Below are 24,620 nucleotides of genomic sequence, written 5' to 3'. Positions count from 1 at the left end.
TGGCATATGTTTTTTACATGGTTTAGTATTTAACCAAAGTAAATTCTGCCAACATAGGATTGCTCTTTTTGAACTTATGCCCTTCTGTAATAACCAATCTATATTTTTGTGCATTTACCTCATCAAAACTCCTGTTGAAATTATTCCTCAAACTGGTTCCAGTGGTTAATAACTTCCATTGACCATCAACTAAAGCCTCTACTTTAAAAGCTTCAATACCTCCTCTATAAGCACCACAAATCACTCTGTTAAATACCTTTGGCTCTCCAAAATCTAACTCCACCCAGCGTTCTTGATCTTCATCTGTATATTGCCATCTTGTAAACAAATCACAATCAATAACATTCTCTGGTTTGTAATTATCATTGCTATAACTTGATGCTCTAACAGTAACACCTTGATGAACTGGTTTTAATTCTGGCAATGCTGCCAATGGTGCAGATAATGTGATAGACGCTCCTACTTCTTTCAAACGCTCAACTACATTATCATCCATCAAACCTATAGCGTTAGGTGCAGCATTTAACAAGTAATTTGAATAATGTGCATTCGCAAAATTCAATTCTTCTTTAATGTCTTTAACCGATTTTAAAGGTCCATTTTCGTTCCCCTTCTCCCAAAACCATTTAGGCTGAATCGTTGGTCCTTGTTGAGATGGAATTGTATTATCATAAGGACAATGCTGACCATGTGTAGCTTCGTAATGTACCACTTGGGTAACATCTAAATCTGTACGACAACTATGATTGATGACCAAACAGTTCGGCTGAATAGAATGGATATGATCTGCTAAAGTAGCATAAGGAATATCCTCAAAGTCTGGACCTTTACCCCATTTAGACCCCCAACCATCAATCACAATACATTCTACTTTACCATAGTTGGTCAATAATTCTGTTAATTGATCTTTGGTAAACTGTATTTTTTCTTCGGTGATCTTATCATGCTCTATTTCGTGTGTTCTATCCCAAACAGAAAAGTACAAACCTACTTTAATCCCTTCCTTTCTAAAGGCATCTGCATATTTTTTTACAATATCTCCTCCTTGGTAAGTACTATTCGCAATGTCATAATCGGTAACCTTAGAGTCCCATAAACAAAAACCATCGTGATGTTTTGTTGTAAAAACAGCATAATTCATTTTAGCAGATTTCGCTGCTTTTGCCCATTGGTTACAATCTACATTTGTTGGGGCAAATATTTTAGGATCTACATTAGGCGTTGCCCAACCTCCAGTGGCTTCTTCTTGAAATGTACTCATGTTAAAATGAATAAACATTCCAAATTTTTGATTGATAAAATCTAAAACCGCTTGTTCTTTAGAGGTTACTTTTTCCACCTCAACAGGCTTGTCTTTTTTCTCTCCGCAAGAAAACAAAATGATTGATATACTTATTAATAGTATTCTGTTATAAAAATATTTCATTAGTTATAATTTTATTTCTTCAGTTTCTAATCCTTCAGACGTGAACTTAATTTTTACAGGTTCCTCTTTACCATTAGATTGTACCGTTACGGTTATATAACCATTCGCAGCATTTCTATGATCTGTTTTAAAGTTCCCTTTGTAGTATAAATTCCCAGTATCAATGACCAATAATTTGGCACCTCCAGAAACTTCTACCTTGATATCGTTAGTAGCTGTTGGTACTAAATTCCCTTTTTCATCTGTGATAGATACTTCTATAATATTAACATCTACACCATCCGCCTTTAAGCCTTTATAATAAGGTTTCGCTTTAATTTTTGCAGGCTCTTTAGCAGTTACCAACTTGTTGCTACTTACTTTTTTACCTTTGTTATAACCAATGGCTTCTAACGCTCCTTCTTGGTAATCCAAAACCCATTGCGTAGCATATTTCGTAAAATCTGTTTTTTTACGACCTAAAGATTTACCGTTTAGTTTCAATTCTATCTCTTCACAGTTACTGTAAACGGTTACATATTTCTCACCCGATTTTTCCCAGTTCCAGTGAAACTTATCTCTTGTATTTTGGTATACTCTTTCTCCTGTAATAGGAATAATCTCGTATCGCTGATCAGCATCAGGTGATGTTTCGGAGGTGGTGATATGCACTGTAGGATTATCATTCCAAGCGGAAGAATACAAGGCTCCTGATGGTAATAAATTCAAGCTCATATCTAATAAAGAAGCCACCCAACCTCGTAGTCCAGCTTTTTTAGCTTTTACCTCTCCAAAATATTGAATCCCTGTCCATATAAATTGGCCAATCACATAAGGGTTATCTCTGTAAGCTAAATAATAGTCTATTTCATTTCTAGACGTTTCTGTACCCACTATTAATTTATTAGGATACTTTTTATGATCTGCTTCATAAATATTTGAGCCTCTTACAGCATGATCATAATTTTCCATCACGTAATTTAGCCCTAAAATGTCCACATCGGTTTCAAAGCCTGCATGTGGCCCATTATTTCCAAAAGTTACAGGCCTTGTTGCATCTTCTTTATGAGCTATCGCTATTAGTTTGTTTGCTATTTCTTTTGCTTTGATAGGTTCTGATCTCAATTCAGGCAATTCATTCCCTACACTCCACATTACCACAGATGGATGATTTCTATCTCTGTAAATGGTAGATTTCATTTCTGTTTCATACCATTGATTAAAATGATGCGCAAAAGCATTTCCTGCCTTTGAAGTATTGTAATCTGTAAAATTATAGCCCCAAGCACTCGTCCATTCATCTAAAATTTCATTCATTACATAAATCCCCAATTCATCACATATTCGGTAAAATTCAGGAGCAAACGGATTGTGAGCAGTTCTTACCGCATTACAACCTGTTTTTTTTAACTTTTTTAAACGATAGTATTGTGTTTTTTCAGGAACAGCTACTCCTACAGCGCCACCGTCATGATGTAAACAAACACCTTTTAACAACTTTCTTTCTCCATTTACCAAAAACCCTTTTTCTAAATTGAACTCTAACTTACGGATACCAATTGTGGTGATTTGATCGTCTACGATAGTCCCATTCCATTCAATTTCACTTTTAACAGTGTATAAATATGGTTGCGTATCTGACCATCTTTTGGGATTTTTCACTTCTATATCTTGCGATATTTTAAATGCTTTGTCGTAGTTAAAAATTTCTGCTTCTTTTTCATCCCTAGCCACTTCTTTCCCTTTCGCATCATAAATAATAGAACGGATGATACAGTTATGTGCTCTTGGTGAATTTTCCCATCTATCTTCTTGACGATTCCATTTATTCTTTTTGAATAGTTTAATCTCTTCGTCGTTAAAAAAACTTGACGATATGATATATTCCGCTTTAACCGTTGCCTTATCTTTTTCTGCAACAGGTGTTGTAATATAAATACCATCCATTTCTCTAAAATGCACAAAATTGGTCTCTATTAAATGTACGTTTCTGTAGATTCCAGATCCTGCATACCAACGAGAACCCGCTGGAACAGAATTGTCGACTCTTACCGCAATGATATTCTCTTCGCCAAACTTTAAATGAGCTGTTATGTCATACTGAAAAGTTGCATATCCATAAGGTCTACGACCACAATAACGACCATTTACCCAAACTTCTGAATTCATGTAAACGCCATCAAACTGAATGACAAACTGCTTGTTCGTTTTGTTTTTATCTACCTTAAAATGTTTGCGATACCATCCTATTCCTTCAGGAAAAAAACCTGTTCTAAATCCTTTGTAGGCATCAGGTTGATACTCTCCTTCAATACTCCAATCGTGTGGTACATTCAGTTTGCGCCAACCCTCATCTTCAAACTTAACTTCTCTGTATTGGGGATTGTCTCCCAAGGAAAAAAGCCAATCTTTATTGAAATTTTGCTCATTACGTGCTTGAGTAACCCCTTGTGCGAATAAGGCTAAATTGGTCAAGAATAAAACTTGAAATAGGATATACTTTAACATTTTCATGATCACTACTTTTTATTGAAACCTGAATACTGTTCTACACCCATATCCACTTCCCATTTTTTTAATTTCTTTAATAATTTTTTGACTTTTCTAGGGTTTTTCTCTGCTACATCATTTGCTTCTACCCTATCTTTTTCTACATTATATAATTCTACTTTACCACTTCTATAACCTAATAATTTCCATTCTCCTTCACGTACTGAAGCATACAAATCTTTGTATGACCTATATCCAACAAAAGGATCGTCTCTTTTTATTTTTTTATTCTTTTTTATTGTACTTACTAGCGAAACCCCATCTAAGTCTTTATAATCTTCAGGATTTCCTCCTGCAATTTCTACCAAAGTTGGAAAAACATCGGTGGTTTTCACTACATTTCTATTGATAGAACCCGATTTGGTTACTCCTGGCCAGTTGATGATGAACGGCACTCTACAGCCCCCTTCTCCTAAAGTAAATGTTTTTTTAGCACCTCTGTATGGCTCCCATTCAAATAAACTTCCTTGGTCTGATGTAAAAATAATTACGGTATTCTTATCAATTCCTTTTTCCTTTAAAGCTGCTCTTATCTTTCCTACCGATTCATCCACAGCCATAACTTGAGCCGCATATTCTACCAAAAGATCCTGTCCTTTTCTTTGTACTTTTCCTTTTAGACCAGGGTTATTTTCAAAATTAGGAATCAAATCTTTTCTTCCAATATTTGGACTATGCACATTATAGTACCACATAGAAAGCATAAAAGGCTTTTCTTGTTTATAATCTTCAATAAAACCTACCACTTCGTTGGTCAATCTATCCGTTAAATATTCATCTTTTTCTGCGGCATCTTCAAAAACAGGTTCATCATCAAAAAAATCTGGATAATAACTAGATGGATGTCCGTGATCAGTCGTTCCAATTTGTCTATCAAATCCTTGGTGAATTGGGTGGTATTCTTTAGACCCTAAATGCCATTTACCAGCAAATAAATTATAATATCCTTGTTTTTTTAGAGCTTCAGCATACGTAACATGTTCTAAATCCAACCAGTTTTTACTTGGTTCTTGAGCAGGGTCTGCTTTCCAAATATGATGTTCTGGCTCCCCTTTTTCATTCATAATCATTTCAACAGCTTTCCCATCAATATCAGATATATGACGAACCATATTGATACGAGCAGCATGTTTCCCGGTAACTAGCATAGCACGAGATGGACTACAACTCGGGCTCACGACATAAGCTTGCGGAAAATCGACAGATTCTTTAGCCAATTGATCAATATTAGGTGTTTTAAATATTTCCGGATTTCTGTATCCTAAATTATTCCATCCCAAATCATCCACAAAAAACAAAACAATATTAGGCTTTTCGGCTTTTTTTTCCTGTGCAATCGCTATCTGCCCAAAATATAAAGCAGTAATTACTATGAGTATTTTTTTCATCTTTCTAAAAAATTATTTTTTAGCCCCTTCGGGCATCTTTTCTATTATTCTGATTTGATATACTTTTGGTTCTCCTTTGTTATTCTAACTCTTTGCTCTTCGTCCAGTTTCAATTTGATAAGAAAATCGGCATCCAATAAAGGTGGTCTTTTTTTCATTGCTTCATCATGAACATCTAAACTTAAATCACAATCAAAGCGAAGTAATATATTTCCTTTTTTTCCTTCTCCAGGTTCTGCAAAAGAGATACCCCATGTAATTCCACGACCATAATCAGTATTCGTAAATGCATCTGGTACAAAAGGTCCTCCAGCTAAAGGCATATATTTTGCTGTTGCCTTGACTTCGAAGTTGACACCATCTTTAGCATACTGAATCGTAGATCTTTCATTCCCATCTTTTATCACAAAAGCAGCCATCCCATCTTTAAAAGGAAATAGGGTTGTTTCATGTCCTGAATTCATAATAGGATTCAGAGGGTGCTTTTCGAAAGGTCCTAGAGGATCTTCTGCAGTAGCCACTCCGTGCATTCTTATAAGATCTTTGTGGCTTGACCCCGCTAAATCTGATTTGTAATACAAATATATTTTCCCCTTGTAAACAAAAGGATGAGGGTCATGAATACATCTCTTGTCCCACTCTCCTTCCTTACCTTTTGGAATCACCACTTTATCATAAGCTGTCCATGGTCCATCAGGTGAGTCTGCATAAGATACGATTACAGGATTTTGTCTGTTTTTCCCGTTTTCATCACCAAACGCCTGATAGTATAAATAATATTTGCCTTTCCAAACCAAAATATCGGGTGTCAATACTGCATCCCAACCCTTATTAGGTTTTTCTGGACGACTAATTGCCGGTCCTTGTTCTTCCCAAGTAAAACCGTCTTTAGAAGTTGCATACCAAATATCAGAATTCGGTACTCCATTTGTTGGCTTATTTGGTGTATGATTATGAGTATACCAAACGTAATACTTATTGTTCGCTAAAATTACTTTTGATGGATCACGTCTGTTTCTAGTACCATCATATCCGTTATAGTCAAAACCTTTTAATTCGGTATATCTAAACTGCGAAAAAAGCTCGTTGGTTTCAGCACGTTCCCCTTTGTAGTCATCATAATACCTTTCCAATGCCTTGCTAAGCTTGTAGTCAGGCTTTTCTTTCGGTGGATAAAATGGAAACACTTCGGTTTTACCTTTCTCTTGTGCTGTAATATTTCCATAAAAAACCATCATAATCACTACTATGAATAAATGCCTAATTTTTTCCATCTTTATTACTTTAACGCTTTAAAATATTTAGTTCAATTCACTTAAAACCCTCATCTTTTTAATCGTAGGATCAGCATCTGCATCTACATAGTTTTTTTGCTTTTTAAAATGGATACGTTCCGCCTTTACACGTTCGGTTGGCACCCATTTTTTCATATCATTTACAATATCTTTATACTTTGCTTCTCCAATTAAATTGTTCCATTCCATTGGGTCGTTTTCTAAATCGTATAATTCCTCTGCTCCTGATAGGTTACTTATATAATGCCATTTTTCTCCCATTACAGAAGTACCACCTGTAGAAACGGTAATTCCTGGTCTATCCCATTTGGCGTTTGGATCTTTTAATACTGCAGCCATTGATGTTCCATCTAATTCTTTTTTAGGAAGTCCACAAAGGTCTACTAATGTTGGAAAAATATCTATCAACCCAACTGTTCTATCACTGTATAATTGTCCTTTCATACCTGGCATTTTTACAATAAAAGGTGTTTTGGTTGCTTCGCTCCAAAGCGTATTTTTTAAGTAGCGTTGTTTTTCTCCTAAATGATATCCATGATCTCCAAAAATAACGACGATGGTATTATCTGCTTTACCACTTTTTTCAAGTCCATCAAAAATAATCCCCAAACAAGCATCTGCAAATGTGATATTAGCCAAATAGGCTTGTGTTGCTTCTTTTTCTAAACCATGTTTAGTTACCCATTCATATTCTGGAGTCGGCTCAAACACTAATTTACCATTTGGTTTTTTGATATCTTTTAAATCATCCATATTCACAATGGGTGTTTTTAAAGTATCCAAACCGTACATATCAAAAAACTCTTGAGGCACATACCAAGACAAGTGTGGTTTAATTAACCCTAAAGCCATAAAGAATGGTTTATCACGATCTTCTGCTAACTTTTGCTCTCCCCATTTGGCTACTTTATAATCTACCATTTCCTCAAAACCACAATTGGTTGGTCCCCATCTTAATTTGCTTTTCCCTTTGTATTCTGGTTTTCGAACCCCTTTTATGATTCCTGAACCTGTGGAAAGATTTCTATTTACACTATTATCAGTATACCTTCTTGCTCTAGCATGCTCATCAAAAGCCCAATGCCCAAAATCTGTTCCGAATTCTGCACCGTGCTTATGAAATATTTTACCGTTTGATAAACTGTGATATCCATGTTTAGAAAAATATTCTGGCAATGTTGCATTCTTTTTTACAATTTCAGAATAAATCATGTTAGTAGCATTCCCATAAACACCTGTTCTATTAGGCATATAACCTGATAAAATAGCCGATCGTGAAGGGCCACATATAGGTGCTGCACACACCGCATTTTTAAACACCATGGCATTGTCACAAAACTTATCTAGATTAGGTGTTATAGCCTGTGGATGCCCTCCTAAAGCACCAATCCAATCATTGACATCATCAACGGCAATTAACAATACATTCGGTTTTTGTTTGTTGTCTTTAGTTTCCTTAGCGACTTCCTTTTTATTGCTAATTCCCTTATTTGAATTACAACTAACCAAAATAGCACAAGCTATAATGAACATTACTCGACTTACCTTTCCAATTAATTTCATCTTTATTTATTATTCTTTAATGTCTTTTAAAATTTCTTTATTTTTATATATTCACGTTTTGCTGTAGTTAAGCCTCACCTAAAACTTATGCGTAACACCTCACTTCGTACAACCTTCCTACTTCAACTCCATAAGTTTCAGTTAACACCACTTTTACAGCAGTTGCTCTTACCGAATCAAAACTAAATTTTATTAATCGGCGCCTATTTTTTATTACTTCCCCTACTTTAACCCACGCTCCGTTTACTCTTGCTTCTACATATAAAGATTTGGTCAATTCTGGTGGTACCGTTTCAATAAACTTTTCTTTCTTGCCCGGTGTATGCCTCATCATAATATTTTTAAGTGTATTTGTATCACACTTAATTTCAATTTTAGATATATTTTGAGGCGCTTCCCATTCTAAAATTACATCTGCAGGAAGTGAAACAGATTGCCAATGATTAATTTCATCTCTTTCTTGAACATCTCTAGAATAGCCATTAGTTAATAATTTAGCATCTCCCGAACTTGTAGAGCTTGCAAATATCATAGATGCTTTTTTTGCTAAATCGTTTGAGTCTTTTGCAGGTCTATTTGGAATATAGGCATCATCTCTTAGTAACTGTTCCTGTAGCTCATTTATGTGATTCTGTCTCAATTCTCTTGGTGAAATTTCTTTTTTAATACAAATTGCCGCCGCAGTTCCCACAGCTTGTCCCATAGTTGCACAAGTTCCTTGTAATCGAGTAGATGATAGTGCTATATGACTTACGCTGATATTTCTCCCAGCAAATAATAAATTTGGAATATTTACTGAATACAAACTACCAAATGGAATTTCGTAAACTTTGGTGAATTTTTCATGAAAGAAACTTGGTGGGTCTGATAAATTTTCAATTCCTCCAGGGTTATGCTCATCTAAGGACCATCCACCATAACCTACGGCATCTTCAAAATGTCTGTAACTTAATAAATCACCTTCAATAAGAATATGATCTCCCATAAACCTTCTGGACTCTCTTCGACCAGGAATTGATGCGACCCAATCTAAGGCAAAATTTTCTGACTCTGGGTGCTTTCCTGAATTTTTGATATAATCCCAGATTCCGTAAAGATGCCCCATAAGCCGTTGCCTTATTTCATCAGCTTCAGCAATAATATCATTTTCGCTTCCTACCTCAATCCACCAATAACCTTGTGTAAATTGCTTAATTTTTCTATCATTTTCAGCTGCTTTTTCAGCATCAAACGGTATGGCATAATGTGGCGGTTCAAAAGGCATTGGTTTACCCATATCCTTTGTACTAAACATAATTGTAGACCCCATTTGCCATCCATCTGGCTCATCTGGCGCGTATTTTTCATTAAATTCTGCTTTTCCTTCTCGTCCCGTTCTATATAAAGCTCCTGCAGTAGCTGCCATTAAACCATCACCTGAACAATCTATAAATTGCTGAGCATAAATTTTAAAAGTGGTTTCTGTGTTGTATTGAAGACAATCTACAGACTCAATCTTTCCGCCTTTCATATTAGCTTGTAATGCTTGGGTATTCAACATTACTTTTAAGTTTGGGGTCGAAGCTACATAATCATATATCACATGATCCCAAACATGCCATGATTGTTGCGGGTTTTGAAAACGGTTTTCCAAGAGTATTTCTTCAACAACACCTGTCTCCCTTTCTGCTTTTCCATTTTTAAGATGGGTTACACCATTAAGATGCACCCTAATTTCACTTGACCCATTACCACCAAGTACTGGTCTGTCTTGTACTAAAATAGTTTTAGCGCCATTTCGTGCAGCAGATACCGCAGCACAACAACCTGCTACTCCTCCTCCAGCAATTAATACATCTACATGTAATTCTTTATCTCTATTGGGATTCCCTTTTTTTCCACTTCCTAAATCTTGCCATTGTTCCGGGTTACCTTCCTTCTTTTGGTTACCTGATGTATTTGATGAACAGCCAGATAAGGGAATAATAGATGCTGCTACTGCACCTTGTACACCTTTTTTAAAAAATGATCTCCTTTTCATAAGTACTAATTATTGATTGATATCTGTGGATGTTTCTTTTTCTATACGCTCACGTTGCACCTTACTTAAGCCATATCTATAATAAAAATCAGGTTTATGAATGACCTCATGTTTTTTAAACTCAGGATCATTTACGTCTAAACTCAAATCGCAATCAAAACGCATCAATATAGAACACCTTCCCTTTCCAGCTGCTGCTTTTATATTGTGACAGATTCCCCATGTAATTCCTCTTCCGTTACCATCATCTGCAAAAGTGTTTGGAATATATGGCGATGGTGCATATGGCATCATCTCTACAATAGATTTTACTTCAAAATTCACCCCATCTGGTGCATATTGAATGGTAAAATGTTCATTTCCATTTCTGGTAACCAAAGCTGCAATCCCATCTTTAAAAGGAAACATTGTTGTTTCGTGCCCTGAATTCAACACAGGGTTTAAAGGGTGTTTTTTAAACGGCCCTAAAGGGTTATCTGCAATAGCTAAACCTTGCATACGTACTCTACGGGCTTTGGTATCAAAATCAGATTTGTAATACAAATAAATTTTGCCTTTATAAACCAACGGATAAGGATCGTGAATGGAGAAACCATCCCATTCATCTTTTGTTCCATTTGGGATTACAATTTTATGTGTTGGTGTCCAAGGACCATCAGGCGAATCAGCATAAGACACCGCTACAGGACAATCATCTCCCCTAGCAGCTGGATCTATTTGAAAAGCTTGATAATATAAATAATACTTTCCTTTCCATTCTAAAATATCAGTAGTGGTTACAGAGCGCCAACCTGGATTTGGTTTAGCAGGTCTAGCAACCGCTACACCTTCTTCTTTCCAATTAAATCCATCGGTAGAAGTGGCATACCATATTTCTGCCAAATCCCAATCTCGAGCAGCAATGGTATCGTTTGCTTTCTTAACTCCTAAAACAGGCACAGATGTATGCCTTTTGGTGTACCAAACATAATATTTCCCATTGCGTTTTATCACTTTTGAAGGATCTCTACGTGTAATGGTTCCATCAAAATTATTGTAATCTAAACCTTTAATTTCGGTGTACTTAAATTGTGTATACAGCTCATTATCCTCTAAATGAGGGGTATCATAAGTATCAAAATTTCTAGCGACAGCTTTACTCAACGGCATATCAGGTTTGTCCTCCGGTAAAAATTGAGGGAAGCCTTTTGTGCTTTGATCTTGTTTTTTTTGAGTTTGGGTACAAGATACCAAGAGAGCAATGACTACAATGGACAACACTCGACTCATCTTCTCAATTAATTTCATTTTGTTCTTTTTTAGATTACTTTGTGTCCATGTTATTAAATAACCTGGCTAAAAAAGCTATATTTCTTTCATCTATATCTTCAAATGTATCTAGTGGTTTAGATAAATAATCTTTTACTGGCGGAAATGCAAAATCATAGGCTTTAGGTGTTACATAGGTATACAAACCGATATTTTCCTTTAATGCATACGCTGCTACGTCTTCTGCTTTCAAATTATTTCTTTTGAAAAAATTAGCACTAAAGGTTGTTATTAACCTAGTATGATCTCCTATCTGTGTTTTCACATAATCAATAGATTCTTTGTCTCCAGCCTCATTTTGCAACCAATCTACTTGTTTAAACACATCAGAGTTTACAATATCTGGGTGCTTTAAATCTGAACAAGACAGCCAGATAATACATTCTGGTTTTACAGATTTTGCAGTATCGTGTATGGTTTTCCAACATCTAGAAATGGCTTTTCTTCTAAATTCTAATTCTGTTGCCTTAGATATATTTTCTCTCCCTGGGAATGGTTCTCCCATCAATTCCAAAAACATTTCTTGTTCACATGGTAGCCATCTTACAGACCCTCCTTTTGGGTTCCACAACCAATCTACCATAAAGCCGTCCATATCGGTAATGGTCAATGCTTCTTTGATAGATGCACTTAAATAATCATTATATGCTTTGGTCAAGGGAATATGAGCTTTAGATGGTGTTTCATAACTTAATTCCGGATGGTCTAAGCCCCATTTGGTATTAGAACCAATACAAAAATATCCAAATACTTTCATATTTTCTTTGCGACCTAACTTCACCAAATCTGTTAAAAAATCAGTTTTTAATCCTGGTTGCTCTGGTACTGTTTTACCTCCTTTATACCATGCATATCCGTTGCTTGAAACTGCAAAAGACTGAATTACATTAACGCCTAAATCTTTACACCAAGATACGTGTTCCTGAGCATCTAAATCTCCCCAAGCGCCCAGAGGTGCAAAGTTATTATCACCTTGTTTTTTATCTGATTTAATTTTCCAGTTTACATCTAAACAAAAAGCTCTTATAGGTTCTTCTTTTTGATGACAAGAAAGAAGAAGAATGCTTAATAATCCTAATACGTATTTAATACTACTCATAACATTTACTTTTACCATTTATATTGATTTCATTATCTGTTTACATCAAATTCTAATTGACTTTTTTCTTCCTTTTTTAACTTCAATTCAATGATTTTTTTTCAAGTTCTATCACTTTTTTCTTTAATTTTTCTTCTGATGTTTTTTAAACTCAAATCATCTACAAAGAACATTACTTTGTGTCCATGTTATTAAATAACCTGGCTAAAAAAGCTATATTTCTTTCATCTATATCTTCAAATGAATCTAGTGGTTTAGATAAATAATCTTTTACTGGCGGAAATGCAAAATCATAGGCTTTAGGTGTTACATAAGTAAACAAACCAATATTTTCCTTTAATGCATACGCTGCTACGTCTTCTGCTTTCAAATTATTTCTTTTGAAAAAATTAGCACTAAAAGTTGTTATTAACCTAGTATGATCTCCTATCTGTGTTTTCACATAATCAATAGATTCTTTGTCTCCAGCCTCATTTTGCAACCAATCTACTTGCTTAAACACATCAGAGTTTACAATATCTGGATGCTTTAAATCTGAACAAGACAGCCAGATAATACATTCTGGTTTTACAGATTTTGCAGTATCGTGTATGGTTTTCCAACATCTAGAAATGGCTTTTCTTCTGAATTCTAATTCTATTGCCTTAGATATATTTCCTCTCCCTGGGAATGGTTCTCCCATCAATTCCAAAAACATTTCTTGTTCACATGGTAGCCATCTTACAGGCCCTCTTTTTGGGTTCCATAACCAATCTACCATAAAGCCGTCCATATCGGTAATAGTCAATGCTTCTTTGATAGATGCACTTAAATAATCGTTATATGCTTTGGTTAAGGGAATATGAGCTTTAGATGGTGTTTCATAACTTAATTCTGGATGGTCTAAGCCCCATTTGGTATTAGAACCAATACAAAAATACCCGAATATTTTCATATTTTCTTTGCGGCCTAACTTCACCAAATCCGTTAAAAAATCAGTTTTTAACCCTGGTTGCTCTGGTACTGTTTTACCTCCTTTATACCATGCATATCCGTTGCATGAAACTGCAAAAGACTGAATTACATTAACGCCTAAATCTTTACACCAAGATACGTGTTCCTGAGCATCTAAATCTCCCCAAGCGCCTAGAGGTGCAAAGTTATTATCACCTTGTTTTTTATCTGATTTAATTTTCCAGTTTACATCTAAAGAAAAAGCTCTTATAGGTTCTTCTTTTTGATGACAAGAAAAAAGAAGAAGAAGAATGCTTAATAATCCTGCTACATATTTAATACTACTCATAATATTTATATTGATTGTACTATCTATTCTCATCAAACTCCAATTGATTTTTTTCTTCCTCTTTTAACTTCAATTCAATGATTTTTTTTTCAAGTTCCATCACTTTTTTCTTTAATTTTTCTTCTGAAGTTTCTTCAATAGAAGCATTAGCATTTGTATTTGCTTCTACACCAATTTCTGAATATATCAATTTATCTTTAGAAGGCACACTTTCAAAAACTAACTCTCCTGAAAGTGCTGTGTTTACACCTTCATGTAAAAGAGACGCTTTTACTTTTATTTTACCTGCGTTTACAGTAGAACGAATGAGTACTGGAGCGGTTCCCCAACTCAATCGCTTTGGATTGGCTTGAATCTGTGCATCGCCAATAATAGCAGCTTCTCCACTTATTTCAAATTGTATCATACTTTCATTCAAACGCTTTATGTTTCCTTTTTCATCAACCATAGAAGCGGTGACTACCATAAAGTCAGAGCCATCTGCCACAAGTGGTGTTTTTCTGTTTTCTATAGACAATTTAATTTTAGTAGGGTGTTTTCCCGAAACACGTTTAAAACTTGTTACTACTTTTCCGTCAACAATCCCTTCTGCTACAATAGTAGCTTCATATTTTTTACCACCACGATGCATACTTTTTAATTCTCTAAAACTAAATACATCTTTAAAAGTAACATAAGGATGAGGAATGGCTTTTGTGCCTACTTTTTCTCTACGATTAGGCTGTCCATGTGGCGTTAAAACCCTTACATATTTAGGAACATTTGCCATTTTTTGTATTATTTTTTGCCCATCATAAACCGTAAGTCTTACTTCTTCACAATTGGTAAAAACGGTTACATCCGATCCAGAGAATGGCGTCATTTCATTGGCAATAAAAATTATTGGTTTATTTGTTTCTGAAATATCCTTTTGACTTGCAAACATATGGTATGAGTATTTTGTTTGTCTAAAAACATCGGCAACACCTCCATAAAAAGGATCTGGATTATACCCTCTCTGATGATCAAAACCACACCATAAAGCACCTCCTAAAAATTGAGGTGGCATGTTATACATCGTTTCTAAAGTCGTGTATTTATCAAAATCTCCATCGGCATAGGTTTTGGCCTGAACCAATTGTGGTGTTTCTCCCCAACCTCTAAAAACCCTACTAGGCGAATTTTGCGCATTAAAATCATCTACATTGTCACCGAATTCTCTAGTGAAATAACATCTTTTATCTTTATTAAAATCGGCATTGTAATCTTGCCCATACACCACATCATAATATTCATGTCCTGCTCCCCTATTATCACAAACCGTAAACGCTCCCTGATACGGATATTCTTCATGGACTAAATCATGCGTACTTTTTGCAAACTCAGCAGAATAATTGGTTTCGTTTAAAACAGGTTCCCACATAATTACTGATGCATAATTACGAATACGTCTTACCATATTTCGTACATCACTATATACTCTATTTACAAATACTTCACTTTTCCCATCAAAGAAATGCCATCCGGGTGTCGCTTCAATATAAAACAACCCTAAAGCATCACAAGCGTCCATAAAAGCAGGATCGGCAGGATAATGAGCCGCTCTAATCACATCAAAACCAGCATTTTTTAGCAAAGCTGCATCTCTCCACTGCCCGCTGTTAGGAATCGCATTCCCCACATATCCGTGATCTTGATGTCTATTGGCTCCTATTAATTTTCCTGGGTATGGTTTATTGTTTAAGAAAAACCCTTCTGCTCCTTTAAACTCTATTTTACGTAAACCTGTTTTAATAGCAACGCCATCTATGTTTTGATTTGATGTATTGACAAGTAGTACTCCTACCTTATATAAATCAGGAGACCAAGGCGTCCATAAAGATGGGTTTTCAATTGTAAATATGTTTTTTACAATGGAAGACTTTCCCTTTTTAACGGTAACGTTTTGTTCTGATTTGGCTACGGATACGCCTTCGGGATTTACTATGTTAAAAATCGCCTTAAGCTTTGCTGTTGTTTCTGAGTCGTTTTGTATATCTACTTTTACTGATAGCGTTGCTTTTTCAGGCGAAACTTCATCAACATGTGTAAAAACACCACCACCTGCTACTTTATTAACCTCATTAGGATTGGTAATGTATACCTGATTGGTCGCTACCAACCACACATCTCTGTAAATACCGCCAAAATAGGCGAAATCCAATCTGGTTTGTTCTTTTCCAGGAGGATAAGTCTTATCGTCACTATTGTCTGCCCAAACAGCCAAGACATTATCTCCTTCTACAAGATATTTATTAAGGGTTACTACAAAAGGTAAATATCCGCCATAATGCTCTCCAATTTGATGACCATTCAACCAAATTTTAGATTTTCCCATCACCGATTCGAAATGAATCTTTAGGAGCTTACCTTTCAAATTTTCATTTACGGTAAAATGTTTTCTATACCATGCTGGCCCTTGATAGTTGACACTTCCGCTGGCTTCACTAGCGTTATATTCTAATCCGTGTGGTGTATTTACAATAGTCCACTTAGCATCATCAAAATTCTTTTCATGAGCACCTTTGATATCAGCCTTTTTAAACCTCCAACCAACATTAAAATTATAAGTTTTTCTTCCTGCATTTTCTACTTCCCAAAAACCTGCTTTGGAAAATTCAGGGAGTATCTTTTTTTCTTGTGCTACAAGATTCAAAGAAGTTAAAAACGATACTAATATTATAAATCTTAATGATGTATTCTTCATCTTATCTTTTATTGCTTTGTAGGTTCAATTCCTATTTCATTTTGAACAAATACATCCCCAGAAGGCGTACTTTCAATTTCTAATTCTCCTGCTTTTATGGTATTGATTCCAGGATCTAACAAACTTGCTTTTATTTTTATTTTCCCTGCCTTAGTAGTCGCCCTTACCAATAAAGGTGCAGTTCCCCATTCCATTCTTCTAGGGTTTGCTACTATAGACGCATCTCCAATAATAGCTCCTTCTCCAGTTACTTCAAATTGAATGGTATCTTCATTATAACGCACCGTATTTCCGTTTTTATCTAATACATGAGCTTCTACTAATACAAAATCAGAACCATTAGCCGTTAACGTTTTATTTCTGTCTTTTAACCTCAACTCTAATTTGTACCCGTTATTCGCAGGTGTTTTGTATGCACTAGCGACTACTTTACCATCTATCAAACCTTCAACAAGAAAAGACGCTTTTGTTCCTTTACCTGTAATAGTCTTGATGTAATTCTTGTTTCCTCTGTAGGTAAAAACATCTTTAAAGACCACTATTGGATGTGATAAATAAGATTCTCTTTTGACTTCATATTCACGAGGTGGGTTTTCTCTTTCTGCCCATTTCCTCAGTAGTTGTTTTCTATATTTATATTTACGACTTGCTTGTTTCTGATAAATTTCTAATCCCTCATCTACCGTTAATCGAACTTCATCACAATTGGTATATATATGAACATCTTTATCTGAAAAAGCAGCCATTTCATGTGCTATGTAAACCATAGGTTTGTTCTCCTCTGAAACATCTCTTTGACTTGCCAACATGTGATAAGCGTATTTTGATTGACGAAATGCATCTACAAAACCGCCATAAAAAGGTCTAGCATGTTTTCCTGCATAATGATCAAAAGAGTGCCAAATAGCACCTCCAACATGTTGTTTAGGTGTGTTGCAAATCATATCCCAAGATGGGATTCCTATATCCGATTTTGCATATTGATTGGCTTGATATAATTGTGCTTTTTCTCCCCAATCTCTGTGTATTCTATTAGGTGTATCTGCATTTCCTATAGAACCAAACTCACGGGTGAATATAGACCTTGTTTCGTTTGCTAATTGTGGATTGTTTGGATGTGCATATACGACATCAAAAACTTCATGTCCTCCTACCCCATAATCAGAAACAGTATAAGCCCCTTGATAAGGATATTCCTCATGGACAATGTGATGTGTCTTTCTTGTAAAATCATCAGGGTTAAATGTTTCGTTTAAAACAGGTTCCCAAAGAATAACAGATGCGTGATTTCGATCTCTTCGTACCATGTTTCTGATATCTTGAAAAACACGTTCTCCAAAAATAGGATTGTCATTATTCCAAAATTGCCAACCTGGAGTCGCTACAATAAAAAACATACCCAAAGCATCACAAGCATCCATAAAAGCAGGGTCTGCTGGGTAATGTGCTGCCCTTACAATATCGCAGGACGCATCTTTCAATATTTTAGCATCTCTATATTGTCCGTTATTAGGGATCGCATAGCCCACATAAGCATGGTCTTGATGCCTATTGGCTCCCATTAATTTACCTGGGTAAGGCTCATTATTTAAATACAAACCATCATTACCTTTAAACTCTATTTTTCTTAAACCTATTCTCGTGGCTACTCCATCAATATTATTGCCTGAATCATCAGAAAGCAACACTTCTAATTTATATAATTTTGGGGACCACGGTGACCATAAACTTGGTTTATCAACTACTAAAGACTCATGAATTTGTAAAGCTTTGGCTTTTTTAATGGACAGCTTTTGATCAGACGAAACGACCACTTTCCCATTAGGGTTTTTAAGTAAAATAGTTGCCTTTAATTTTTTAGTTTTAATATCATCATTCTGAATATCAACCTTTACATTAACAACGACTTCCTTATCAGACAAAGATTCAATACTTGTAAAAATCCCTCCTCCAGCAACTTTATCAACCTCCATTGGATTGGTTACATATATTTTGTTGGTAGCAACCAACCAAACATCTCTGTAAATTCCTCCAAAATAAGTCATATCCAACCCTTTTTGCGGTTTCCCTGGCGGATATGTGGCATCATCGCTATTGTCTGCCCAAACAGCTATAACATTGTCTCCGTTTTTATTTAAGTATTGATCTAAATCGACCACAACAGGTAAGTAACCTCCAAAATGTTCCCCTATTAAATGTCCGTTTAGCCAAATTTTGCTTTTCCCCATGATCGCTTCAAAGTGAAGCTTTAAACGTTTTTGACTTGTTTTTTCATCAATTTTAAAATGCTTGCGATACCACGCAACACCTTGGTAATTATTACCTCCTGTAGATTCACTTGTAATATACTCCAAACCATGTGGACAGTTGATCACTTTCCATTTTGAATCGTCAAAGTCTTTTTGATGTGCTTCTTTAACGTCTGATTTGATAAACCTCCACCCAAGATTAAAGTTGTACGTTTTTCTTCCTGCATTTTCTACTTCCCAAAAACCTGCTTTAGAGAATTCGGGCAGCACCTTTTTCTCTTGTGCAAACAGTACTGAAAACACAAATAAATAGAATAGGGATACTAGTTTTATTTTCATCTGAATGAATACTTGTTAACTCGATCATGATCTTGAAAATCAATGAAAGTATTTATTTTAATGTGCGTATTTTACTTTTTTGATTTTTCTCTTTCTTTGAGGCTTTGTATTTACATTAGGTCTTACTTCTTTTGCTTCAGTTCCTAAATCTGATGCTCTAAACACATAAGGCTCCCATATTGCTTTTGCTTTTTTCCATTCACTTAATGTACGTGTTGGGTACCAAGCTGGCCAACCTGTTTTCTTAAAATTGTATTTCTCACTGTTTTTATATGCCCACTTATCTACTGTTTTTGTTGGGTACTTATCAGGAAAAATACCTTCTGCTCTAAATTCATCACTTACCCCTTGATCTTTGATAACATTTTTCTTCCAGTTTTCTAATTCACTCAACAACTCCTCTTTTACTTCAACATACGCAGGATCATTCGCAACATTATGTACTTCAAATGGATCTTTTTCTAAATCAAACAATTCTACATCAGGTTTTGTAGCTGCAAAAAAGTGACTTTGCTCAGGTGTTAATTTTCCTTCCATATGCAAAATGTTCATCTCCGCTAAAACTGGATAAGCACCTTCCTTGTATTCATTGTACTGCAAATAAGCACGCTCAGGCATTAAGTTTTGAATCAACTTATACTTTTTAGAACGGATTGCTCTCATCGCATCATGCGTATTGTCCATTTTGTCTCTGGCAGCAAACACATATTTTCTGTTTTGTACTTCTTTTCCAAAAAGGTTTTGACCGTGCAAGGCTACTTCAGGTTTTATATCTGCAGCATCTAAAATGGTTTTACAGATATCAATACTCATCACCATATCATCATTTACAGTACCTGGTTTTATTTGTCCTGGCCAACGTACAATCATTGGAATTTTTATACCTCCATCATATAAAAACTGTTTCCCTCTAATATGACAACGTCCATGATCTGAAATAAAAACAACAATAGTATTATCAGCCAAACCATCATCTTCTAAACGTTTTAAAAGTTCTCCTACTTGACTATCTACCAGTTGCATTGCTTCTAAACCATTAGCCCAATCTCTCCTTACAAAATCAGTATTAGCATAATATGGTGGAATTTCTACATCTTTAATATCAATAGGTCTTAGAGAATCACGATTCCAAGAACGGTGCGTACCTCCATAAGTAATTCTGGTAAAAAAAGGCTGTCCTTCTTTTCGATCCCTCCAATCGCTTCCTTCAAACAACTCCTCCTTTTTAAATGGCACAAAATTACAATCTGTTTTCCAGCTCATTAAAGCGGTATAATATCCTGCTTCTCTAAAAATATGAGGAATTGGCTTTACACCATGAGGCAATGGTTGCTTAAGATCTGGTGTTAAACGATGTTGATTGGCGTTGATATAATTTTGATAAAATCCCGTCATCATCGCAGAACGAGATGTAGAACAGACAGGAGATGTGGTAAACGCATTCTCGAAACGAACCCCTTCTGCTGCTAGCTTATCTATATTAGGTGTACTTATACCTTTGGTTCCATAACAAGACAAATCGGCTCCCCAATCCTCTATGGTAATCCAAAGAATGTTTGGTTTTTGGACTACTTTTTTTTCATTTGTTGATTTTGAACCGGATTTACCACAGCTTATTAAAACTATTAGGATCGTTAATTTTAGAAATTTCATATTTCAATCAAATTTGTATTATTTATAGAACTTTCGCATAGAATAGAACATAAACTCAAAGTAATGATATTATTACTAATGTGGCGTATTCAGAAGTATAAAATAGGTGCTTTGGGGTAATTAATTAAGGGTGGCTAAAAAATATTTAGCCACCCTTAATTAATTACCAACAAAACCTCACGTTATTCGAGACTATACTTTTTTGCTCTTATATGTGACCCCGTCAACATAGTATTATATACCACATTGTAATTTTTGTCTTTAGCTGATTTCATATATGTTTTAGCTTTATCATTTTTATCCAAATACGCATAACATAATGATAAAACATATTCATCAACACCACTTACATTTTCTTCTGGTCTTTCTTGACCCATGATTTCATTTTTAGCTTTAGCATCTATTCTATTTTGTAAAACTGAAATTAGATCTAAAATCAATTTGTCTCCCTTTTTTACTTGCCCTAATTCTTTTAAAGATTTGGCTTTAAAAACAGTAGCTATACTATTTGGGTTTATGTCTTGATTTATAGCTTTCTTAAAATATGACTTCGCTTTTGCAGATTGATTGTCCTTCTTATATGCTAGACCAAGAAAATAATCTGTACGCGTGGTAACAGGATGATTTACCTTAGCTTCATTTAGATATTTTGGATATAAATATGCGCGTTTAAACGCTTCAATAGCATCCTTATATTTTCCCGCTTTAAGTAAATTTTGTCCTTCGCCGATAATTGCTTCCGTATAGCGTACATGTCGGTATGGGACGCCTAAATTTCTTTCTACAGCGCTAAAATAGGTTTGCTTTAGTACATTTTGAGCATCTTTATAACGCCCCATTTTTGTGTAAAAATCAGCCGCATTTAATGAAGATGTTCCTTTGCGGTATAGCAAATCTAAATTATTGTCATAATGTTGCTCTAGCTTTTTATTGTCTCCACTTTTTATATACAAAAACTCTAGTTCGCCAAACGTGCGCAGGTTCTTATTGTTATTGGCAAATGATGCTTCCATCAGGGCAATGGTGGTTTCTAAATCATCGTTTTTTGCTACGTGCCTACCAATGGCCAGGTTACGGCTCACCCTAAAATTGTTCGGGTTAAGTTTATTCGCTTTTTCCCATAGCGCAATCGCCTCTTTATGCCTTCTCAAATGATACATTAAATCTCCTAAATACATTGAAGCGACACTATCTTCAGGTGTATTTTTCAGAACATTTTGCAGTACTTTTATAGATTCAACACGATACGGAAACACATAATCTGAATTAGTGGCTGATGCCTTTTCGTAATATTTTAACCCCTCTTTTTTACTTCCTTTTTTTGTTAAGCAATACCCTAAATAATAATTGACCATAGGATATGTTGATTCATTTTCAGCATAATTATCCTCGGCAATTTTCAAAACTTTTAAAGCTGTATCATAATCATTTAAACTCATATAAAATATAGCTGTATCAATATAATTTTGTGACCCTAGAAAAAGTTTGTCCTTTCTATCAAATAACGAATTTACCTTTTCAACACCCTTTACTTTTTCACCATAAAGTGCCATTTTTTCTATATAACCCACAAAATTAAGAGGATCTCTCTCAAAGGATTCTGCAAGGTATTCGCCTGCCTTTTCAACCATACCCAATTTTCTGCAAACATACGTTGAAAGGTTGTAGATATCTGGATGCGTTAAATAAGACAGTGGAACTTCCTGTAACCTGCGGAATGCTTCATGATAATTTCCTTTTAATACTTCTAGTTGCGCCAGATAATACAATGAATTGTCCATTTCTTCGCGATATCGAGAAGATTTGGTTAAATACTGATGTGCCTTATCATAATTTCCCAGCTGTAAATATGCATATCCGTTGAGAAAATCTGCTCTAGATCGACCATAAAAGTGTCCATTCACAAATGATCTTTCAAGCGTTTTTGTTGCTTTTTCAAAATCGCCTCTTTTTACTTGTATCGTGCCTTTTAATCTAAGGGCTCGTGATTCATTTGGATCTCTTGATAAAATTTCATTAATACACATATCTGCATCAACACCATAAGCATCAAAATAATTAGAAATCGCCTTAGTGTAAAGTTGATCTATGGTTAACTTCTTATTACTAACTTCGGGAATGCTATTATGGACAGGTTTTTCAGAATGTATTTTATTTTTGTACTCAAAAAATGGCTTCTTTTTATTGTCAATAATCTTGATTTCAAGAGTGTCTGCATCTGTTGCCGTTAACTTTAGTTTATTTTTATAAACTTCGCCTACCTTAAAATCATATTTGAGTTCTTCAACTTTTTCGCCATTCTTTAAAATACTAACTACTGAACCTGGTAAATTAAGTGTTGGAAGTAAATCTAATCTATAATTTGAATTGCCTTCTTTTTTAAAGTTAACTGCTATTTCCTTGGTTGCTTTGGTAAAACCAGGCGTGTTTTTTATAGGATACCAAAAAATGGAAAACTCTTTAACTTCAAAAGGCTCCAATACAGCATATCCATGATTCATTCTTTCGTTAAAAGCTTGGTGTTGCAATTCTACATAACCACCATCATTATCACTTAAAAACGTATCCCACTGCCTACCGCTTTCAGATTTCCCCCAAGTAAAGTATTTTTTTCCAGGCGCCACACGGTGGTCTGCTACCACTACAGAACCTGCGTCTATATCCTTTTCATGCGAATACACCCCCCAATAATCCATGCTCAAACCTGTTCCATCTGCAAAAGCAGACAAAGAATGCTTTATGTTCTTTACCCAATTCCAATCTGTACCATCATCCGAGTACTCAGACCATTTCCTTAAATTTGAAATGCCATGCCCCGTCGCATAGGCTTCTTGGGGAAATATTAATTCCATCTCCTCGGTAGCATGCATCGCTGCATTATTAGAAGACACAAAAGGCACTGTATAAGGCACCGTACTTATAAAGCGTCCTTTTGTCTCAACAAATAAAGCATCAGGACGTAATATAATTTCGTACTCCCATTTCATCATTCTTACAGGTTCTGTCTCAGCAATAACAACTGTTTTGCTACCATCGGTGTTATCTTTGATATCATAAGTGATTTTATTCATTTGGGTATATCCATGACCTCCAGGGTGGTTGTATTCCAAACCTCCTGATAACCAAGCCGAACGTACCGCTATTTCAGCTGGTTTTATAACATGGTTATAGTATAAAAAATCCCAACCGTTGCGTTTATCTACAGCACCTTGTATTCTTCCGCGCAATTGAGGGATGATATCTACATAAATGTAATCATTCTCTAAACGAACAATTTCATATTCTACATTCTGCTTTGTTGGCTTGTAATCATTTTGAAAAGAGTAAGGATAGGTAGATCTTTTATCTCTAAAATAGAAAAGCCCCTCTATTTTAAAATCCTTAAGATGAGCATTCGTATCATCAGGCCCCATATCATACGTGGGAATATTTTCTTTGAATACCTTTACTTGAACTGTTCTTTGGGCATATATATTACTAGCCCATGTTAAGATAATGACTACTAAAATAATTTTATTTGATTTCATGATATTTTTAATTGAGCTTTATTTAATCGGAACACCCCTTGATAAGCAATATGTAATCTAAAAGAGCATAAACACTCTTTAAAGCCATTGAACTGTACTAGGTTTGAAAAAACTTATAAGTGATTTATAATTTTAAAAATTATTGAAACTGATAATACATTTAGAATACTTATTTAACAACTTAAAAGGTGTTATTTAACATATATCAACCAATAAT

At 35.1% G+C, this 24,620-nt stretch carries 13 protein-coding genes; all 13 read right to left on the bottom strand.

Annotated elements, in window-relative coordinates:
- Nucleotides 1-22: 22 nt before the first annotated feature.
- The 13 genes from Q4Q39_RS00350 to Q4Q39_RS00290 all read right to left on the bottom strand — a co-directional run bounded on the left by Q4Q39_RS00350 (nucleotide 23) and on the right by Q4Q39_RS00290 (nucleotide 24,403).
- Entirely contained in the window at nucleotides 23-1,426 is a 1,404-nt protein-coding gene (locus tag Q4Q39_RS00350) for an alpha-L-fucosidase (protein ID WP_303280386.1), read from the bottom strand.
- Between the two features lie 3 nt (nucleotides 1,427-1,429).
- Nucleotides 1,430-3,919 carry a glycoside hydrolase family 2 TIM barrel-domain containing protein gene (locus tag Q4Q39_RS00345; protein WP_303280385.1) on the bottom strand — a complete coding sequence of 830 codons (2,490 nt, stop codon included), beginning with the start codon at nucleotides 3,917-3,919 and terminating at the stop codon, nucleotides 1,430-1,432.
- Between the two features lie 5 nt (nucleotides 3,920-3,924).
- Entirely contained in the window at nucleotides 3,925-5,343 is a 1,419-nt protein-coding gene (locus Q4Q39_RS00340; RefSeq protein WP_303280384.1) for a sulfatase, read from the bottom strand.
- 44 nt (nucleotides 5,344-5,387) lie between these two features.
- Nucleotides 5,388-6,617: a glycoside hydrolase family 117 protein gene (locus tag Q4Q39_RS00335; protein WP_303280383.1), complete on the bottom strand. Its 1,230-nt coding sequence runs from the start codon at nucleotides 6,615-6,617 to the stop codon at nucleotides 5,388-5,390.
- A gap of 27 nt (nucleotides 6,618-6,644) precedes the next feature.
- Nucleotides 6,645-8,201, bottom strand: a complete 1,557-nt coding sequence (locus Q4Q39_RS00330; RefSeq protein ID WP_303280382.1) for a sulfatase — start codon at nucleotides 8,199-8,201, stop codon at nucleotides 6,645-6,647.
- Between the two features lie 85 nt (nucleotides 8,202-8,286).
- Entirely contained in the window at nucleotides 8,287-10,221 is a 1,935-nt protein-coding gene (locus Q4Q39_RS00325) for an FAD-dependent oxidoreductase (protein ID WP_303280381.1), read from the bottom strand.
- 9 nt (nucleotides 10,222-10,230) lie between these two features.
- Complete coding sequence (locus Q4Q39_RS00320) at nucleotides 10,231-11,508, bottom strand: glycoside hydrolase family 117 protein (protein ID WP_303280380.1); 1,278 nt, start codon at nucleotides 11,506-11,508, stop codon at nucleotides 10,231-10,233.
- A gap of 16 nt (nucleotides 11,509-11,524) precedes the next feature.
- A complete protein-coding gene (locus Q4Q39_RS00315; protein WP_303280379.1) occupies nucleotides 11,525-12,628 on the bottom strand; it encodes an alpha-amylase family protein in 1,104 nt (367 codons plus the stop codon).
- Nucleotides 12,629-12,800: 172 nt separating this feature from the next.
- Nucleotides 12,801-13,910 carry an alpha-amylase family protein gene (locus Q4Q39_RS00310; protein ID WP_303280378.1) on the bottom strand — a complete coding sequence of 370 codons (1,110 nt, stop codon included), beginning with the start codon at nucleotides 13,908-13,910 and terminating at the stop codon, nucleotides 12,801-12,803.
- A 19-nt stretch (nucleotides 13,911-13,929) separates the two neighbouring features.
- Nucleotides 13,930-16,635 (bottom strand): glycoside hydrolase family 2 protein, encoded by a 2,706-nt coding sequence (locus Q4Q39_RS00305; protein WP_303280377.1) that lies wholly within the window; start codon nucleotides 16,633-16,635, stop codon nucleotides 13,930-13,932.
- Between the two features lie 8 nt (nucleotides 16,636-16,643).
- On the bottom strand, nucleotides 16,644-19,223 hold the full coding sequence (locus Q4Q39_RS00300; RefSeq protein ID WP_303280376.1) for a glycoside hydrolase family 2 protein: 2,580 nt from the start codon (nucleotides 19,221-19,223) through the stop codon (nucleotides 16,644-16,646).
- A gap of 57 nt (nucleotides 19,224-19,280) precedes the next feature.
- Nucleotides 19,281-20,876 (bottom strand): sulfatase family protein, encoded by a 1,596-nt coding sequence (locus tag Q4Q39_RS00295; protein WP_303280375.1) that lies wholly within the window; start codon nucleotides 20,874-20,876, stop codon nucleotides 19,281-19,283.
- Nucleotides 20,877-21,058: 182 nt separating this feature from the next.
- On the bottom strand, nucleotides 21,059-24,403 hold the full coding sequence (locus Q4Q39_RS00290; RefSeq protein WP_303280374.1) for a DUF5107 domain-containing protein: 3,345 nt from the start codon (nucleotides 24,401-24,403) through the stop codon (nucleotides 21,059-21,061).
- Nucleotides 24,404-24,620: the final 217 nt, after the last annotated feature.

Source organism: Flavivirga amylovorans, from assembly GCF_030540875.1.
Classification (GTDB): Bacteria; Bacteroidota; Bacteroidia; order Flavobacteriales; family Flavobacteriaceae; genus Flavivirga; species Flavivirga amylovorans.
This window is presented reverse-complemented; position numbering and strand designations above follow the sequence as displayed.

Excerpts from the sequence above, each read along its gene's own strand:
- Q4Q39_RS00340 (WP_303280384.1), bottom strand. The coding sequence starts at position 5,343 with ATGAAAAAAATACTCATAGTAATTACTGCTTTATATTTTGGGCAGATA.
- Q4Q39_RS00335 (WP_303280383.1), bottom strand. The coding sequence starts at position 6,617 with ATGGAAAAAATTAGGCATTTATTCATAGTAGTGATTATGATGGTTTTT.
- Q4Q39_RS00345 (WP_303280385.1), bottom strand. The coding sequence starts at position 3,919 with ATGAAAATGTTAAAGTATATCCTATTTCAAGTTTTATTCTTGACCAAT.
- Q4Q39_RS00315 (WP_303280379.1), bottom strand. The coding sequence starts at position 12,628 with ATGAGTAGTATTAAATACGTATTAGGATTATTAAGCATTCTTCTTCTT.
- Q4Q39_RS00330 (WP_303280382.1), bottom strand. The coding sequence starts at position 8,201 with ATGAAATTAATTGGAAAGGTAAGTCGAGTAATGTTCATTATAGCTTGT.
- Q4Q39_RS00290 (WP_303280374.1), bottom strand. The coding sequence starts at position 24,403 with ATGAAATCAAATAAAATTATTTTAGTAGTCATTATCTTAACATGGGCT.
- Q4Q39_RS00310 (WP_303280378.1), bottom strand. The coding sequence starts at position 13,910 with ATGAGTAGTATTAAATATGTAGCAGGATTATTAAGCATTCTTCTTCTT.
- Q4Q39_RS00350 (WP_303280386.1), bottom strand. The coding sequence starts at position 1,426 with ATGAAATATTTTTATAACAGAATACTATTAATAAGTATATCAATCATT.
- Q4Q39_RS00305 (WP_303280377.1), bottom strand. The coding sequence starts at position 16,635 with ATGAAGAATACATCATTAAGATTTATAATATTAGTATCGTTTTTAACT.
- Q4Q39_RS00320 (WP_303280380.1), bottom strand. The coding sequence starts at position 11,508 with ATGAAATTAATTGAGAAGATGAGTCGAGTGTTGTCCATTGTAGTCATT.
- Q4Q39_RS00325 (WP_303280381.1), bottom strand. The coding sequence starts at position 10,221 with ATGAAAAGGAGATCATTTTTTAAAAAAGGTGTACAAGGTGCAGTAGCA.
- Q4Q39_RS00295 (WP_303280375.1), bottom strand. The coding sequence starts at position 20,876 with ATGAAATTTCTAAAATTAACGATCCTAATAGTTTTAATAAGCTGTGGT.
- Q4Q39_RS00300 (WP_303280376.1), bottom strand. The coding sequence starts at position 19,223 with ATGAAAATAAAACTAGTATCCCTATTCTATTTATTTGTGTTTTCAGTA.